This is a genomic window from Tenacibaculum sp. SZ-18 (assembly GCF_002813915.1).
Lineage (GTDB): Bacteria > Bacteroidota > Bacteroidia > Flavobacteriales > Flavobacteriaceae > Polaribacter.
On the sequence record NZ_CP019335.1, the window covers coordinates 216086 to 232740 of the forward strand.

22 protein-coding genes are annotated in these 16655 nt (G+C 31.2%); 17 read left to right on the top strand and 5 right to left on the bottom strand.

Annotated features, from left to right (window positions below; all coding sequences use genetic code 11):
* Positions 1–15 precede the first annotated feature (15 nt).
* The 17 genes from BTO06_RS01075 (at position 16) to BTO06_RS01150 (ending at position 12778) form a co-directional block, all read left to right on the top strand.
* Positions 16–579 carry a head-tail connector protein gene (locus tag BTO06_RS01075; RefSeq protein WP_100923549.1) on the top strand — a complete coding sequence of 188 codons (564 nt, stop codon included), beginning with the start codon at positions 16–18 and terminating at the stop codon, positions 577–579.
* The gene (locus BTO06_RS01080; protein ID WP_100923550.1) at positions 572–916 is read left to right on the top strand and encodes a phage head closure protein; all 345 of its coding nucleotides are present in this window, start codon (positions 572–574) and stop codon (positions 914–916) included. Before BTO06_RS01075 ends, BTO06_RS01080 begins: the two co-directional genes overlap by 8 nt.
* Positions 909–1379, top strand: a complete 471-nt coding sequence (locus tag BTO06_RS01085; RefSeq protein WP_100923551.1) for a hypothetical protein — start codon at positions 909–911, stop codon at positions 1377–1379. Before BTO06_RS01080 ends, BTO06_RS01085 begins: the two co-directional genes overlap by 8 nt.
* Complete coding sequence (locus BTO06_RS01090) at positions 1376–1738, top strand: hypothetical protein (protein ID WP_100923552.1); 363 nt, start codon at positions 1376–1378, stop codon at positions 1736–1738. Before BTO06_RS01085 ends, BTO06_RS01090 begins: the two co-directional genes overlap by 4 nt.
* A gap of 6 nt (positions 1739–1744) precedes the next feature.
* Positions 1745–2149: a phage tail tube protein gene (locus BTO06_RS01095; protein ID WP_100923553.1), complete on the top strand. Its 405-nt coding sequence runs from the start codon at positions 1745–1747 to the stop codon at positions 2147–2149.
* Positions 2146–2490 (top strand): hypothetical protein, encoded by a 345-nt coding sequence (locus tag BTO06_RS01100; RefSeq protein WP_100923554.1) that lies wholly within the window; start codon positions 2146–2148, stop codon positions 2488–2490. The genes BTO06_RS01095 and BTO06_RS01100 overlap by 4 nt, the downstream gene beginning before the upstream one ends.
* A 56-nt stretch (positions 2491–2546) precedes the next feature.
* The gene (locus BTO06_RS01105; protein ID WP_100923555.1) at positions 2547–2855 is read left to right on the top strand and encodes a hypothetical protein; all 309 of its coding nucleotides are present in this window, start codon (positions 2547–2549) and stop codon (positions 2853–2855) included.
* Positions 2848–5004 carry a phage tail length tape measure family protein gene (locus BTO06_RS01110; protein WP_100923556.1) on the top strand — a complete coding sequence of 719 codons (2157 nt, stop codon included), beginning with the start codon at positions 2848–2850 and terminating at the stop codon, positions 5002–5004. The genes BTO06_RS01105 and BTO06_RS01110 overlap by 8 nt, the downstream gene beginning before the upstream one ends.
* Positions 5004–7970, top strand: a complete 2967-nt coding sequence (locus BTO06_RS01115) for a hypothetical protein (protein ID WP_100923557.1) — start codon at positions 5004–5006, stop codon at positions 7968–7970. Before BTO06_RS01110 ends, BTO06_RS01115 begins: the two co-directional genes overlap by 1 nt.
* Before the next feature lie 2 nt (positions 7971–7972).
* A complete protein-coding gene (locus tag BTO06_RS18335) occupies positions 7973–8119 on the top strand; it encodes a hypothetical protein (RefSeq protein ID WP_157811689.1) in 147 nt (48 codons plus the stop codon).
* Between the two features lie 10 nt (positions 8120–8129).
* Positions 8130–8603: a hypothetical protein gene (locus tag BTO06_RS01120; protein WP_100923558.1), complete on the top strand. Its 474-nt coding sequence runs from the start codon at positions 8130–8132 to the stop codon at positions 8601–8603.
* 23 nt (positions 8604–8626) lie between these two features.
* Positions 8627–8899, top strand: a complete 273-nt coding sequence (locus BTO06_RS01125) for a hypothetical protein (protein WP_100923559.1) — start codon at positions 8627–8629, stop codon at positions 8897–8899.
* Positions 8900–8904: 5 nt separating this feature from the next.
* Positions 8905–9843: a hypothetical protein gene (locus BTO06_RS01130; RefSeq protein ID WP_100923560.1), complete on the top strand. Its 939-nt coding sequence runs from the start codon at positions 8905–8907 to the stop codon at positions 9841–9843.
* 12 nt (positions 9844–9855) lie between these two features.
* Positions 9856–10161, top strand: coding sequence for a hypothetical protein (locus tag BTO06_RS01135; protein ID WP_100923561.1), 306 nt, complete (start codon positions 9856–9858; stop codon positions 10159–10161).
* On the top strand, positions 10151–10819 hold the full coding sequence (locus tag BTO06_RS01140) for a hypothetical protein (protein WP_157811690.1): 669 nt from the start codon (positions 10151–10153) through the stop codon (positions 10817–10819). The genes BTO06_RS01135 and BTO06_RS01140 overlap by 11 nt, the downstream gene beginning before the upstream one ends.
* 326 nt (positions 10820–11145) lie before the next feature.
* Positions 11146–12303: a tyrosine-type recombinase/integrase gene (locus BTO06_RS01145; protein WP_100923563.1), complete on the top strand. Its 1158-nt coding sequence runs from the start codon at positions 11146–11148 to the stop codon at positions 12301–12303.
* 181 nt (positions 12304–12484) lie between these two features.
* A complete protein-coding gene (locus BTO06_RS01150; protein ID WP_157811691.1) occupies positions 12485–12778 on the top strand; it encodes a hypothetical protein in 294 nt (97 codons plus the stop codon).
* A gap of 633 nt (positions 12779–13411) precedes the next feature.
* On the opposite strand, the gene BTO06_RS01155 is transcribed toward BTO06_RS01150, so the two are convergent.
* From BTO06_RS01155 to BTO06_RS18340, 5 genes are all read right to left on the bottom strand, one after another.
* Positions 13412–14407: a TlpA disulfide reductase family protein gene (locus BTO06_RS01155; protein WP_100923565.1), complete on the bottom strand. Its 996-nt coding sequence runs from the start codon at positions 14405–14407 to the stop codon at positions 13412–13414.
* Between the two features lie 316 nt (positions 14408–14723).
* Positions 14724–14927, bottom strand: coding sequence for a hypothetical protein (locus tag BTO06_RS01160; protein ID WP_100923566.1), 204 nt, complete (start codon positions 14925–14927; stop codon positions 14724–14726).
* Positions 14928–15138: 211 nt separating this feature from the next.
* Positions 15139–15510, bottom strand: a complete 372-nt coding sequence (locus BTO06_RS01165; RefSeq protein ID WP_100923567.1) for a hypothetical protein — start codon at positions 15508–15510, stop codon at positions 15139–15141.
* A 171-nt stretch (positions 15511–15681) separates the two neighbouring features.
* Positions 15682–16254: a hypothetical protein gene (locus BTO06_RS01170; protein ID WP_100923568.1), complete on the bottom strand. Its 573-nt coding sequence runs from the start codon at positions 16252–16254 to the stop codon at positions 15682–15684.
* A gap of 143 nt (positions 16255–16397) precedes the next feature.
* Entirely contained in the window at positions 16398–16541 is a 144-nt protein-coding gene (locus tag BTO06_RS18340) for a hypothetical protein (protein ID WP_157811692.1), read from the bottom strand.
* Positions 16542–16655: the final 114 nt, after the last annotated feature.

The window sequence follows — 16655 nt, forward strand, 5'->3', positions numbered from 1 at the left end:
AAAAAATTAAAGTAAGTGGCATTTTATACAGAGTTGAATGATTTACAGGTAACGGATTTGGTGACTTTAAAAGAAGTTAAAGATCATTTGAAGATTGAACTAGATTATATTGAAGATGATGCTTTAATAATGAGTTATATGGAGGCAGCGTTCTCTTATATAATAAGTTATCTAGGTCGTGATGTACTAGATCAAACATATACAGTAAAAGGAAAGTCATTCGAGGATGTTTTTGCTTTTAAGAGACAAACTATTAAATCTGTTGATAATGTTGAATATGTTAATGAGGGCAATGAACAACAAACACTTTCTACAGATTTATATTACTTAGAGTCAATTGATAAGTTTGAGAGTAAAATTTTGTTTTTGTTATCGGATTTACCAAAAGTTAAAGTGAATAAGTCAGATGCAGTTACATTAACGGTAACATGCGGATTTAAAAAAATCCCAAAGGCTATAAAGCAATCATTATTCTTACTGGTCGGAGAGTATTACGAGTTTAGAAGTGACAGGTCAAAAGTTAAAAATACTGCGGTAATGCATATGTTAGCGCCGCATAGATATTATTCCAATGAATAGGAATGAAGCATACATAGGAGAGCTAACTGAAAGGGTTACGATTCAGAGTTATGTTGAAAGTAAATCACAGTCAACAGGTGCTACAACTAGTACATGGCAAGTTTTAAAAAATTGTTGGGCTAAGGTAGAGGATGTTTCAGGTACTGAAGAGATTGAAGGAAGAATTGTTTATGTAAACAAAAAGTCATTTGTATTACGATATGATGCTCGTTTAGTTGGTCCTGGAGCAACAAAAGAGAAGCAGGTTTTGTTTGATGATGAGAAGTATAATATTGTTTCAGTTTCTAAAATTGGAGTAAAGAGGTATTTAAGGATAAAAGCGTTTAAAATTGACTAAATCAATAGTTGAAATAAGGGGGTTTCGGGAGCTGCAGAGAAAGTTAAAGGAATTAGGAGATGATAAAACGAAAAGGAGAGAAGTAACAAAAATATTAGGGCAAGTTGCAAATTCTACAGTAAAGGTGGCAAAGTCTTTAGCTCCAGTGAGTAAAAAACCACATGTTCAAAAACGAAGAAATCAAGTGTTTGGAGCAGTAATTTCTCCAGGTACAGGTAAAAGAAGTATAGGAAAGAAAACAATGCGAAGGAGTTTGAATCCGATGGTTATTGTAAGCCCTAGAAGTACTAAAAAAGCAGATGGTTGGTATTTAAGGCAGTTTGTTATTGGGGGAACTAAGAAAATAAAATCAAATCCATTTATGGATAGAGCATATACTCAAACAAAAGGTGGGGTTGCTAGAGAATCGGAACAAAGATTGGCTAAGTATATTCAAAAACAAATTAATAAGCTTAGTATATGAGTTTTGTTGAAAGTTCAGAAAGGGTGTATTCGGATTTAAAGAATTCGAGTGAATTAACCGATTTATTGAGTAATACAGTTGAAAGTATTTATCCTTTATATGCTTCTGTTGAAGAATCTGAAAATTTTGTTGTTTATCGAATAGAAGATATTGGTTCAGCGTCAAAAGATGTATCAAGAAGATACAATGTAATTGTAACTAGTTATGCGTTAGGGTATGACGAATGTTGTGCAATAGCTGATGCAGTTACATCCGCTTTTAAATCTTCAGGTTATTCATATAAAGATTTGGGAGGAATATCAGGAGTATTGGAAGAAGGAAGATTATTGATAGAACAAAAATTTAATATAAAATTATAAAGAGTTATGGCTTTTTACGAGGGATCAAAAATGCGTATCAAGATTGGTACGAATGAAGTTTATCATGAAACAGATGCGACTTTAAATTGGCAAAGAGAGTTTAAGGAGATTGCGTCAAAAGATACAACCGGAGTAGAAAATACTCCAGGAAAAAGTTCTTGGAGTTTGAGTTCGAATGCGTACGCAAGAAATGCTCCAGGAACAGAGAATGATTTGAAAGCTATTTCAGATGCAGGTCAATCAGGTGTGCTAGTGGATGTTGAGTTTACTGATGGTGTTGCTGGTAATGTTGTGTTTTCTGGTAAGGCTTACATTGAAAGTTTTTCGGTTAAATCAACAAATGATGAAACTGTAACTTTTGATTATTCTTTAAAGGGTAATGGTGTTTTAATGACAGGAATAGCGGTATGATCAAGGTAAAAGTTTTAGGTAAAAGTTACGGTTTAAAGTTTGGGTATGGAGCTTTAAGAAATGTTTGCCAGCATTATGGGTATAATAAAGTATCCGGTTATGATAAATTGGTTAAAGAGTTAAAGCTTGATAAAATGGATGATCCTTCTTTTGAGCAGTTAGATTTCATTGGAAATTTAATTATCTCAGGAATTAAAAGCCATACTCCAGATGTACAAGTTAATTCTGATGATGTTATTACAAGTGTTTTAAAGTCAGATATTGATATATCTATAGTAATGAGAGAGTTTTCAAGTTCGTTGCCAAACAATAAAGTAGAACCAAAGAAAGGGGGAAAGTAAAAGTCGGATCGGATGCAACGAATATATTCGATCCGACATTTGATGAATTAGAAATTTTGGCTTGTGGTGAATTAGGTTTATCTATTGATTATTTCTACTCTTTAACACCACGCCAGTTTGCAAATATTTTGATTGGTTATCGTCGTAAAGAAGAAATCAAAGAAAAAGGAGAATGGCAAAGAACAAGGTTATCGATTTTTTACTGTTTGTTGCCACATACAGATAAAAAGGATTTTTCTCTAAAAGATGTTTTTGAGTTGCCGTGGGATGAAGAAGAGCCTACACACATAGAAAGAAAGGTTAATACAAAAAAAGAGTTACAAGAGTATTTTAATAATCTAAAAAAAGAAACTTTCAATGGCTAGTTTAGCTAATGTAAATATAAAGTTTACCGCTGATTTAAAAGGGTTTTCGTCTCAAATGCAAAATGTCAATAGACAGATGCAAAAGGTGGGAAAGAATTTGCAAAAAATTGGTGCTCAATTATCTGTTGGGGTAACAGCTCCTTTTATTGCTTTTTCCGCACTTTCATTAAAAAATTGGGATAAACAAGTTAAAGCGATAGCTCAGGTAGAAACTGGATTAAGAACAACAGGAAATGCTGTTGGTTTTACTTCAAATGAGTTGCAAAAAATGGCTTCTAGTTTACAAAGCAACACTCTTTTTGGAGATGAAGAAATTTTGCAAAATGTTACAGCTCAATTATTAACTTTTACAAATATTGCAGGTCAGCAATTCGATAGAACTCAACAAGCCGCATTAGATTTAGCAACTAGGTTAGATGGTGATTTAAAGTCAGCTTCTATTCAATTGGGTAAGGCGTTGAATGATCCTGTTGCTAATTTGTCAGCTTTAAGTCGTTCCGGGATACAGTTTTCGGAAGAACAGAAATCTACAATAAATACACTTGTAGAAACAAATAGATTAGCTGAAGCTCAAACTATTATTCTTAATGAATTAGAAAAACAATATGGAGGGAGTGCTGCTGCTGCTGCAAAAGCAGGAACAGGTCCTTTAACTCAGTTAAAAAACAGTATTGGAGATTTATCCGAGGAGTTTGGTGCAATTATAGCGGAAGCTATTATTCCTTTTGTGGAGACCATAAAGGGCTTGGTTTCTGGGTTTCAAAATTTATCTCCTGAAACAAAGAAGTTTATAGTTATTTTAGGAGGTGTAGCTGCCGCTGTGGGTCCATTATTAGCTCTTGCGGGAACTATTTTACCTGCTATTTCAACTGGTTTTACTTTATTGACTGGTCCAATAGGATTGGTAGTCGCTGGTTTAACTGCAATTGGAGTAATAGTTTATAAAAATTGGTCACCTATTAGGGAAGTGTTAGTTGATATTGCTAACTATTTCATTGACTTGTATAATGAAAGTTCTTTATTCAGAGCTGGGGTTGAAAGCGTTGTTCTAGTCTTCAGGAATATGTGGTCAGTAGCGAAATTTGCTTTCTCGTCAATCTCAAGTTTAGTAAAGGGTTTTATTGCTTCTTTCGTTAGTAGGTTTAAACTTATTGGAAGAATATTCAAGGCTGTATTCACTGGATCATTCAAGGAAATTCCAAAAATAGTATCAAAATACAAAGATGAAACTCGGAAGGGAGTTTCTGGTGTTGGAGAGTCGTTAAAAGAAGATTGGTCGAAGTTAATGAGTGATGTTGGGAATAATACAAAAAAGGCCTTTGAAAATGTTGGTAATCGATCAAAAATTAAACTATTAAAGTCTAACATTGATACGACTGAGATAATTGAAAAAGTAAATGAGATTAGTCCATTAAATATACCGGTTAAATTAGGTGTAAATGGTTCTAAAAATAAAGTTCGTGGAGTTTTAGATGATAAGCGAAATGGTGAAGGGAAGATTGCTCAGATTCCTGATTTAGGTATAGTTGAGGGTGTAAAACAAGAAAGAGAAGAGTTGGAAACTGAATTAAGGTCGGTTAATGACAGTTTTATTGATTTTTCAACTGAGATTTCTGATACAATTTCTGTTGCTTCAGCTTCTGTTTTAGAGAATTTCGGAGTTATGATTGCGGGATTGTTTGATGGTTCTGTAAGTATGGGAGATGTTGCTGGTTTGTTGCTTAAAACTGTTGGAGATATAGCCGTTCAATTAGGGAAAGCCGCAATAAAAATTGGTGTTGGAATGCTAGCGATAAAAGCGGCCTTTACAAATCCTTTTACAGCTATTGCTGCGGGTGTAGCTTTGGTTGCAATTGGAAGTTTGATTGGTAGTATTGCGACTAACTTTTCTGGTGGAGATGGTGGTTCATCACCAAGGCCTTTTGCAAATGGGGGTATAGTTTACGGTCCGACAAATGCTTTGATAGGAGAGTATGCTGGAGCAAGTAATAATCCAGAGGTTGTTGCTCCATTGAATAAGTTAAAGGATTTGATAACTCCAGCTGGACAGGCATTAGATATTGTTTTGGGAGGAAGGATAACAGCTGATGCAGGAAAGTTGCAGTTTGTTCTAGATAAGTATAATTCAAGAAAATCTAGAACGAAGTAATGAGTGTATTCTACGATATAAAGATAATAGATGCAAAGGGCAATGGACGTGAATTGTCTTATGAGAAAACTGAACAGGGCTCACCTAAGTTAATTTACAATGGTTCTGACTCAAAGTTTCACAATCTAATTACTTCAGAACTCCAATTTAATATGTTAGTTCCAGTTAATGATGAAGCGTATTTCTTTCATCTGTTTACTGGTAGTGAAACTAGATTTAAAGTGATAGTTGAAACTCGAAATGAAAATGATCAAGTTGAGTTATTTTGGGAAGGTTTTTTGCTTCCTGAACAATTTTCTGAGCCTTATGATCATAGCGGTTTTTTTGTTGATTTTATTGCTTCTGATGGTATAGCTCGTTTAAAAAGAAAGTATTTGCAAGATTCTTTTTACGAAGAACGAAAATCAGTTATTGAGATTTTAATTGCTTGTCTGAATCAAACAGGATTGTTTTTAGATGTCTGGTTTGCTCCTGCAATTCAGCAACTGTTCTTTGAGTTGAATTATAATGATCTCATTGTAGATACTTCAGTTTATATGGACTCAGGAAGAAAGAAAAGGACTTATGATATTCTTAGCGACTTATTGGTAAGTATTGGGTGTAAGTTGTTTCAGTATCTTGGCAAATGGGTTGTTATTGGTTTAAATGAGTTTGCTCATGATGAAATTGAGTTTTTTGTTTATAGTAATAAATATTTACAATCGATAGTGTACGAGGGCAAAAGTACATTTGTAAGAAATAAGAAGTTTGTTAAGTTTTATAGTGAACAGATGATTTCAATAGAGCCTTTGCTTAATGAAGTAGTGGTTAATTGGGATTCAGATAAATCAAAACATATAATTCCTAAAGATAATGCTCTTGCTTTTCCTTTAAATTTTGATTCTGATGTAAATGATAGAACTCCTAAGTATTGGACTTTAATATCAAATTCATCTATAGATTTTTCAGTGTTATTGTCTTTTTATGACGCTGATTTTGATTATTCTAAACTAAATTTCACTAATGATTTTATAGGGTTAAGTGCTACCCCGAATACGGGGAAAGATTTTATAGGTCCTAATTTAGTTTTTAGAGATTTTGTTTCGAGTAAAACAGATTTAGAGAATAATTATGCCACTTTAGTAAAGTCATATTATGTTGAAGGCTCAGATGATTTAAATAGATATGCAACTCTATCAATTGATTTTGAATATTCTCCGGTGGAGGATGATTCGTTGTCTGAAAATATCAAAGAAGGGTCTTATGATGACATTTTTTACTTTGCTATTACTAGGAAAAGTTTCAAAAACTCCAGTATTGTTGAGGAAGAAATTGTTCTAAGTAATCTTGAGTATGTAGATATTCCTAAAGGGATTTATGATTTTAAGTTAACAGCCCAAAGTTCTTCTCAGATAAAAGGCGAATTGAAAATCGATAAAATTATTTTAAAGGAAACGGGTTGGTATAATATAAGATTGTTTCCTGCTGTTGAAAAACCTGTTTTAAATACGGTTTATTTAGGATTAGGTTTAGTTTTTACAAAATGTGATTTCACTTTAAATCATCAAGGGGAAGCTGGTTATTCTTTGAATAGAGGTTTAGCTTTTACAACAATATATGAAGAAGAATTGTTTCACTCAGCTGCTGTTGACTCTTTCTCTAAGAGAAGATTTGACTTTTCTGATTCTATAACGAGTCAAATTATTAATTCTACTTTATTTCCGGTTAATATTTCTTTGATACCAAGTTCTTTTGTTTTAAAAGAAGTTGAGTATCTCGGTAATCCTTTTGTTGAATTGTTGTTTATGAAAATTTCAAAGAAGGATTTTAACTATTTGAATAATGGTTTTAAGTTGTATGTTAAAAAAACTGATTCACTTAACTATGAAAAGGTTAATGAGTTGAATTATTCGGTTGTATATGATTCAGAATATGGAGGTGAGTGTATTGTTCAGCAAAAGTATCTTACTGCCAATTCACAAGATGTTTTTATAGAGGAAGGAGATTTATTAGAGATACGTTTGGATTCTGAGGTTTATAATTATTCAGATTATCATTTGGGTAGATGGAAGTTATCAACTGACGAGGAAGTTTCCTCTTATTTGGATGTTTTTGCAAAAATGTATTTGAAATTGCAAAATGAAATTAACGTGAAAATGAGTGGTGTGTGTCAAGGCTTATTTTCTCCTATTGATATAATCAGGTTTAATTATCAGGGCTTACGTGATTATAATATAGAAAATCTTACGCTTGATTTAACAGGAAATCAAACCGAGTTGGTTCTAGTTGAAAAGAAAATAGGAGAAATTTCAGATTCGGTTGACTATGATTTTGAAATTCCTGATGGAGGTGGTGTTAATGATGTTAGCATTGTTATATCGACCAAGTTTTTATCTCCGACTTCCTTTGGTGCATATGTGTATTTTTTAGAAACAAGTTACACTATTACAGGTATTAATCAGGTAAATGCAATGTTGTTTTTAAGAAAACTTGAGAATTATGTTAGTTCTTCAAGTTTTAATTATGAAGGAACTGAAGAGGCTTTTCCTATTTCACATAGTAATGGTAGTACAATAAAGTCTTTCGGTGTTAATATTCAGCCTGAGGAGGAAGGGTGGTATGAAATTGAGTTGAAACAAGGGGAGTATTTTTCGAACAGACAATATGTTCATGTTGTTTCAACTAGTGAGGAAGAAGTTCAGTCTAAAATTGCAATTACAAAAGTTGATATTGGTGACCCTTTGAATGTTCAGGGGAAATATTTAGTTAGTTACGAGGATGGTTATGCGCCCGTTAATCTGCAACAAATCGTTCAGAAGTTTAATATTAGTACTCAAACATTAGAAGGGGCCAAGATTATAAAAAATTTGAGTTTGTCGGACTCTGAATTTAGTATTGAATTTCCTTCGTCAGGATCTTGGATAGTATTTGTTCAATCGAACGAAGAAAAGTCAAATGAATTAAGTTGGTTGTCAATACAAGTATAGATATGAATACGGAAAAGATAATTCATCGTTTTGTTTTCGAACAAAACTCAAACTATGTTGATCCTAATGAAGGAAGAGGGGTTTTTACTTTAGATAGTACTAGACATTTTTTAAGTGATGATACATGGTTTTTAAGTGAAGAAAAATAATTTTTAGGAAATGAAAAAATTTAATCTTGGTACAGGGGTAAATAATCAGTCAGGAGATGATGGGAAGACGGTTGGAAATAAATTGAATCAGAATTTTCTGGAAATTATTTTGGCTTGTTTTGGTCAGAACTTATGGGATGGTTCAGATGAAAGATTGATTGATATGTCATTGTTAAAAACAACAACTAAAAAATCTCTATTAGAGGCAATTAATGAGTTAAGTGAGAAAGGTGTTAAAAAGATTCTTTTAGGTGATTTAATTATGGGTGAATCAGTTGAGTATGACTTGCCAGAGAATTCTTTGTTAATGGCTATTGATTTTTCAGGTTCTGGTTATCTAAAAACAGGCAGTAATAGTGGTAAAGAAGATTATGGTAGTATTCAAGGAGAAGGGGTTTTGAATTTTGGATTTTTAAAAATACCAAAAATTTGGTTGGAAGCAGATTCTGATGGTTCAGTTGAAATAATAGTGTTTAAAAAGTAATTTATTATAAAATGTTTTAGGAAATGGAAGTTTTAGGTGTTAGTCAAGCTTGGTATGTCGAAAAAACGGATGCTAAAGGGCGGGCATATTTTGGAATGAAGGGAGATGAAATTGTGTTGTCAATACATCTTTCAGAGAAATCAAATGTTATAGTTAAAAGGGTTGAAGATGGGTGTGAGTCCGTTTATGTTTCCGCAGAGGAAGTTACAGAATTAAGTTTAGGTTATGTTAAAAGTAAATGTTTGTTTGTAGAGACGAATCCAGAAAGTGAAGTAAGGTTATTAATTTTAAAGTAAAAAGTATGAAAAAGTGTTTTTCAATTTTAATGTTAGTTTTTTCAGTATTATTCTCTTATTCTCAAAGAAATGATAAGATTACAACTGGAGACTTACAGATTAAGAATTTAAGAGTAGGAGCAGATAGTGATAGTTTAGTCGTTATAAATGATAAAGGGGATATTCGTTACCTTCCAAAGGTAAGTTTTGTAGATAAGGTAATTCAAGATTTGGGAGTAGTTGTCCGAAATATTTCGGGAGGAAATAATTTTATTGTTGATGATAGTGATCCTTCGGCCCCAAATATAATTGGAGTAGAAGGTGTGTATAGTGATGGTTTGGTTTCTGAAGGGGAGATTAAAGTATTTATTGGTGATCCTAACGGACAGGGCGGGGAAACGTATTTTAAGTTAAATGATGAGGAAGAGTATATTAAAATGAAGGCTACTGAATTTGAGTTTGACGGTCTTTTAACTTCTAATATGGCAAACCATGTTATTAATCTTAACGGCGATAATACTTTAACAACTGCTGGTTGGGTTAAGTCGTATTTTTCCAATATATATGAAGATGAGACTTCTTTTAATCCTGTTTTGGTTGATAGTGGTGGTGGCTATTCTTATAATGTATCAACAACTAATGGGGTGTATTATAGGGTAGGTAATATTGTTTATTTTACGATTTCTTTTGTTGGTATTGGAGGAAATGGTTCGCCATCTGGTGATCTAAGAATTAATAATATGCCTTATTTAAAGTCTGGTTCTTTAGAGAGTGTATCTATATTAAATATAAGAAATACTGGTTTGTCTCAAGAGAGTGAATTATTCGTTCCAAGAGTAACTGATAATTACATCTACTTTCAGAATAAAGAGGACGCTAGTTCTTTAGGAGCTCCAGCTTATTCAGGTAATGGAGTTTTAACAATTTCTGGTTATTATAGTGTTAATCAATTCAGTATAAATTAAATTCTGTTGAATATGGCTAGTTGGAGTTATACTGAGTTAGTTGATTCTGTTATAAGTAATATCAATGTAATGATAGTTCTGTTAGTTATTACTTCAGGATGGTTTGTGCATAAAGTTCCTATTGTCTTTGTGAAGAGTAAAACTTTGAAAATAATAGTTTTTAGCTTAATTGTTACTATACCTTATGCTATTAGTTTAAAGGTTGGTTTGGGAAAATATATTGCTAGTTACTGGATTGCTTTTGGTTTTCATACTACTATTTTAAAGTTCCTGGAGCGTTATATAAAGTCTAAAATGATTAATGAAAATGATGGATGATAAGACAATAGAGTTCTTTGAGCTTTTGTTAAAATTAATTGGTGTTTTGGCACCAATTTTTTTTGGTTATTATAAATATATAACCGACAGAAAAGATAGGAAGCAAAAAGAAGAGATTAAATTATTGAAAAATGACAATAAAGTAATTAAAGAGGGTGCTTATATGTTGTCAAATCTTATGAAACTAAACCTGTATGATGAACTTTCGAATATTAATAAGAAGATCTACAGTAGAACTAAGGCAATGAGATTTATCGTGTTTGTTGCTGTTAATGGGAAAACTTCACCGAATACTGTATATGCTGTTTTTGGTCATAGAAAAGATGATCCAGATGTTGACAAAAAATACAAAGGAGTAGAAGTAGATTCTGATTATGTTCTACGACTAAAAGAACTAGAAAATAAGGGTAGTTTGATAATAGAGACCTTATCTATGCCTAAGGGAATGTTGAAAGATATTTATTATGAGCAATTGATTACATATTCTTATTTGAAGTTTATAAAACGTTATTCGTTATCTGAAGAAGATGATGCTTTGGTTTATTGTAGTGTTGCAACAGATTTGGATGAGGGGTTTGTTTCAATGGAGACAACCGAGATAGATCTTTTGATCAGTAGTGAAATAAAACCATTAATAGATAAAATTATAACTGTTTAAAGTTATCTATTAGAAATTTCAACCATTTATATTAAATTGCAGATGTTAACAACGTGCCTTAAATCGTACACTATTTTAACAGTTTTTATTAGTGGGTTGTTTACTTTAAGTCAATAAAATAAGGGCTCAAAGTAAATGATTGGTTTAATCTTCGAACTCATAACCCGAAGGTCGCAGGTTCGAGTCCTGCTCCCGCTACTAAGTTGAACAAAACCCTTTTGAAAACAAGGGTTTTGTTAGTTTATAGCGGTATTAACGCCGCAAATTCGCCGCAAATTGATGTTTAACTTTTTACAACAGTTTTTTAAACCTGATGTAAAAAAAAAATGTCCACTAGTCAAAACCCAAAAACCGTAGTATCCTTAGTAGATTATGTACCTGCAGAATTGAGAGAAAACAAACGCTGGGAAATAATTTATTATGTCAAATGTCCTTTTGATAATAAGCTTAAGAGAAAAGCTAATAGGGTGCGTCCATTAAAAAGTATTACCGAACGAAGAAAGTTAGGCCGTAAGATGGTTTTAGAAATTAATAGAAAACTTGAAAGGGGATGGAACCCATTTTTAAATGAAAATGAAAGTAAGGGGTTTTATAAATTTACTGAAGCATCAAAACTATTTTTAGATAGAACTGAAAAAGAAGTAAGAAATAACGAAAAAAGAGAAGATACATTAAGGAGCTACAAATCATTTATTAAAAATATTATCAAATACCTCAAAGAGATAAAAGAAGAGGATATGTTTGTTATTAAGTTTAAAGGTGAGTTAGTGCGTGATTTCTTAGATGTTATTTATTATGATAGAGATAATTCAGCTAGAACTCGAAATAATTATTTAAACTTCATTAAAACATTTAGTGATTGGCTAATAGTGAAAAAATTTATTTCACATAATCCGACGAATCGAATAGAATTAATTCCAGAAAAAGTAAAAGAACGTGAAATAATACCTGATGGAGCTTTAAAGGAAATTTTCAAATACTTAGAAGACGAAAAGAGGAATTATTATATGCTTTGTTTACTATGTTACTATTGTCTAATTAGAAGAACTGAAATGACAAAACTTAAAGTAAGCGATATTATCTTAAAAAATGGCGTTATCTATGTTAATAGTAATATTTCCAAAAACAAAAAAAGCATGCCAGTTACAATACCTGATTTGGTAATTCCTTATTTAGTTGATCATATTAAAAATGCTGAACTTGGTGATTACTTATTCTCAGATAGTTTTTTACCTGGTAAAAATAAACTTGCTCCTAAAAAAATATCTGATGAATGGGCTAAAGTAAGATTGCATTTGAACTTGTCTAAAAAATATCAATGGTATAGTTTAAAAGATACAGGAATAACAAATTTATTAAAAGCTGGAGTTCCAACAATAGCAGTAAGAGATCAAGCAAGACATCATTCAATAATACAAACTGAGGAATATACCCCAAAGGAAATTTTAAAAGCAAATGTTGATATAAAAACTGTGAAAATTTAACTTCTAGAATAGTAAAGCTGAAAAAAATGTACTTTTTATACTCTTTTGTTGTTTTCGCTTTTTAATATGTTGTTATATAGTGTTTTATTTTGAGTATTTTCCTGAGTACTGTAATTTTTTACCCAGTAAATTCATACTCTGGGGGAAGGGGATTTTGTACTTAAAGCAATAAAATTCACTTTTGCTACAAAATCAAGCAATTAATGCTACAAATTATAACGAACTTTGCAATATGTATTCAAAGTATTTCTCCAACGTAGTTAAAAGTCAAGGTGTGCCACACTTAAACGCTGATCAGTTTGTTCGCTATCAGAACATAATAGCATTAGAATATTTTATTAATCTTATAAAAAAGATTGGAGTATCCCACTCATTATTTGGTCATGTTTCTAAAGCAGAAAAGAACCTGGAAAGACTTACTAAAAAACTATCTCCTGAGGAATTACTACAGGAGATTATTGAATTGTCTTATTAAAATAGTTGCTATTCAGACGTAATTAATTATACACTTCTTAAGTTAAATAGATTATCGTTGGTTTTTTACCTCAGTTCTTTGTTGTTTGTAGTAAATATAGCTAAAATCTTATAGTTTCTATTTTTATATTTACGTAGTCAGTCCAGGCGCTACATTCAGATTACTTTAAATTCACTTGTTTTTTCAAGATTATGAATTATATCAACCACAGACTGATATGGTTTGTTATCTGAAAAATGATTTTCTGCTCCGCTCTAAAACATTGATTTAAATTAAATTATCGTTTTAAAACTTGACATTGTCAAAAAAATCTTCTAATTTCGGCAAGCTTTTTACGCTAGCATGCGTATTTGAAAGTGCAACTCTCATACGATGTCAATCGATAAGCTTGACTAAACTGCATTCTTACGTTTAGTTAATTTTAATCCTGTTTTACCTATCCTTCATCACAATCAAAAAGTGTATTTAAAAGCCAGAAGTTGGACTTATTACATACAACTGTCTCGTATAACCGTCAGTTACGGGTAAATTAGCGATTATTTTAGGATTAAACACTAGCCTTAGCAATTCCGAGTGGATTCGGACGAAGTTGAATCCGCTGTAATTGCGGTTATACATTGTTAGCAATAGGTTTTATTCAAAAATTTGATTTAATTTCTCGTTTAATTTTTTACCTCTTAAGTTTCTGGCAATAATATCTCCGCTTTTTGAAATTAAAAAATTATCAGGTAGTGAATAAGTTCCATATATCAAAGAAGCTACATTTCTATCCCCTTTCAAATGGTCGTTTACATGAATCCATTCCAAACTATCTTTTTTAATAGCTCTAAGCCAACTACTTTTATTATTATCTACTGAAACAGCAAATATTTCAAAACCTTTGTCTTTAAACTTCCTGTACGTTTTAACTAGATTCGGATTTTCCTCTCGGCATGGAGAACACCAAGAAGACCAAAACTCAAGCAGAATAACCTTGTTTTTTAAATCGGATAATCGTTTTTTTAATCCAAACTGATCTTCCATTTCAAAATCAACAAATTTGTCACTTATTTTAAAGTTTTTATTTAATTTTAAGTAATTACTAATTTGTCTTCCATAAATAGAATTCTTGTTTTCAATAGACATCGGATTAAATAATTCTTTCGTTTTTTTTCTTCCCCAAGTAGTTGAATAGAAAGAAAGTAGGTTAGCACTTAAAATGTTTTTAGGATTGTTTTTTACGAAACTCATTCCTTTTTTTAATGATTCTTTATATGAAAGTTTCTTAATTTCCTGATATAAACTATCGGAAGTTTTTTGGGTTTCAGAACCTGTTATTTTAGCATATTTTATAAATTCAGTTTTAGACGCATCAAATAGAATTTCTTTATTTTCTAACCATATTGATTTGTATTGTGGTGGATTGTTTATTCTTAAAACCGCCTCAACAGGAAACTCTATTTTTTTTGTTTGAAAAAAGAATGTGTTATTTTCAATATTGGTAGAGTCTATTGTTTGATTTTCTATTTTTAAATAGATTGGTGTTTTGTCTTTGATTCCTTTAGTGATTCCTTTTAACAAAAAATCTGTTTTATCCGTTTTACTACAGTTTATTAATACTAAAGTGAATATTAAAATATTTTTTTTCATAGTTTTTTCGCTTATTGCTAACGTATTGGTGTATGATTTTGTTGCGTGTTTAAGCACTAAAGTTAACAAATAAATCACAGATAGAAAGTCCGCGCGGACTTTCGTAAGTAGGCTATAACTAGCAATGAATTATACACGGTGTTGCCATTTCGTTGTTTTTTTAGATTGTTGTTGTTCCGCTAAATTCGGTTTTCCGAGTTTCAACGTTTTAGTAAATTTGTTCAGTCAGTGTTTTAATCCACAAACTTTTTCAATTCCTATTGAGTGAACAATTCTGCAACTTGCTAAATTCCGCATTCAGTTCAGTTTTAGATTTCTATTTAGATTCTTTTTCGAATTGTTTTTTAAAGCTGTAATTAAAATAAAGTCCCATAAATATTGCAAAGAATAAAACTTTAAAAATAAATTTCCATAATTGAAAATCATCTCCATCATAATAGTCTATTCCGGCTGTAGCAATTCCAAAACCAATTCCTGCGAATATTCCCGATTTCAATGCTTTTTTTGTGTATATTTTCATAATAATATTTCTTTAATTATTCATTTTTGAGTACGTTTCGCCAATGAATGGCAACGTATTTGTGTATGATTTTTTGCGGGAAAAGGACGCGAGTCATTTTCCGTTGATGCGGAAATATAATTAATAAGATTGAATTTCCGCTGAGGAAATTCAGCCGCAATTAATTATACATCTTGTTGGCATTTCGTTTTAGTACTTTGAGTAATATATTTTAATTTTTCCCAAATTCCTTTTCAAATTTCAAATCTGCTATTGAAAGTTTTTTCTTCATTTCAACAAATTCATCATATACAAAAGGACCTTCTGGTTTTTCTTTGTATTTGTTTTCAAGTTTTTTGATTATCCAATAATTTAACTGTTTTTTTCCGTTTGTCTCTTTAGCTATTATATATTCCTTATTGCTTCCAATGCTTTTAACACAATCCAAAAGTACAATTCCGTCATTGGCAAGTGATAAGCAACTATGCTCTCCAGGATTAGTGGATAAAATATAATCTCCATCCTTCCAATAAGCTGGGTCAAATAAATCAAAACAACTTGTTAATAATATACAGATTGCTAAAAGTGAATAAATCTTTTTCATTTCTAAATATCAATTTTTGCGAAAATGTTGGTTAATGAATGCCAACGTAATTGTGTATGATTTTTTGCGGGAAATTGATGCTAGTCATTTTCCGGTGTTGCGGAAAGATAATTAATAAAATACAATTTTCGTTGAGGAAATTCAGCCGCAATTAATTATACATTTTGTTAGCTACTGGTGTATTGATAATTCAATTGTATAATTTTTTAAATAATTAGTATAATCTTTATTGAAGCCTTTTATTGCTATTATATTAGAAGAATCAGCCTCTATTACTGAATAAAAGTTCCCATTTTTTTCTCTTACGGTACCTGTAAAACTAAACGTGTAAAGTGAACCTTTAATAACTCTTTTACGAGAATAATTAGGTAGAACTTTATCATTAGGGTTCATGCCAGAAATACTAATTTTATTTCCTTTACTTATTGCTATGCTCAAGCTGTAAAAATCTTTACTTAATCTAATTGCATCTACAAGATAATTAAAGTTCTTTCTCTTTTTTAATGAGATATTTTCAGTAGCTATGTTAATCGTTTTAGTATTGGTCAAACTGTCTTTGATAAAATTTAACTTTACCTCTAATTCAAAAACAATTTCTGAAGAGTAACAGTCAATCATAGAAATCAATACTTTCTCTCCTTTCCCTTCTGCAGAATTAATTTCAGTACATTTTGTATTTGCGCAAGAAAAAAGACTGAATATTGAAGTAATTAGTAAGATAAATTTAAATCTCTTTTTTATCATGAATATATGATGTTAAAACTTGTAGCTAACGTTTCGTGTAAGTTGCGTTTTAATGCAATTTACACGTTGTTGTTTGTAGTAAATATAGCTAAAATCTTATAGTTTCTGTTTTTATATTTACGTAGTCAGTCCAGGCGCTACATTCAGATTACTTTAAATCCACTTGTTTTTTCAAGATTATGAATTATATCAACCACAGACTGATATGGTTTGTTATCTGAAAAATGATTTTCTGCTTTGCTGTAAAACATTGATTTAAATAAAATTATCGTTTTAAAACTTGACATTGTCAAAAAAATCTTCTAATTTCGGCAAGCTTATTACGCTAGCATGCGTATTTGAAAGTGTAACTCTCATACGATGTCAATCGATAAGCTTGACTAAACTGCATTCTTACGTTT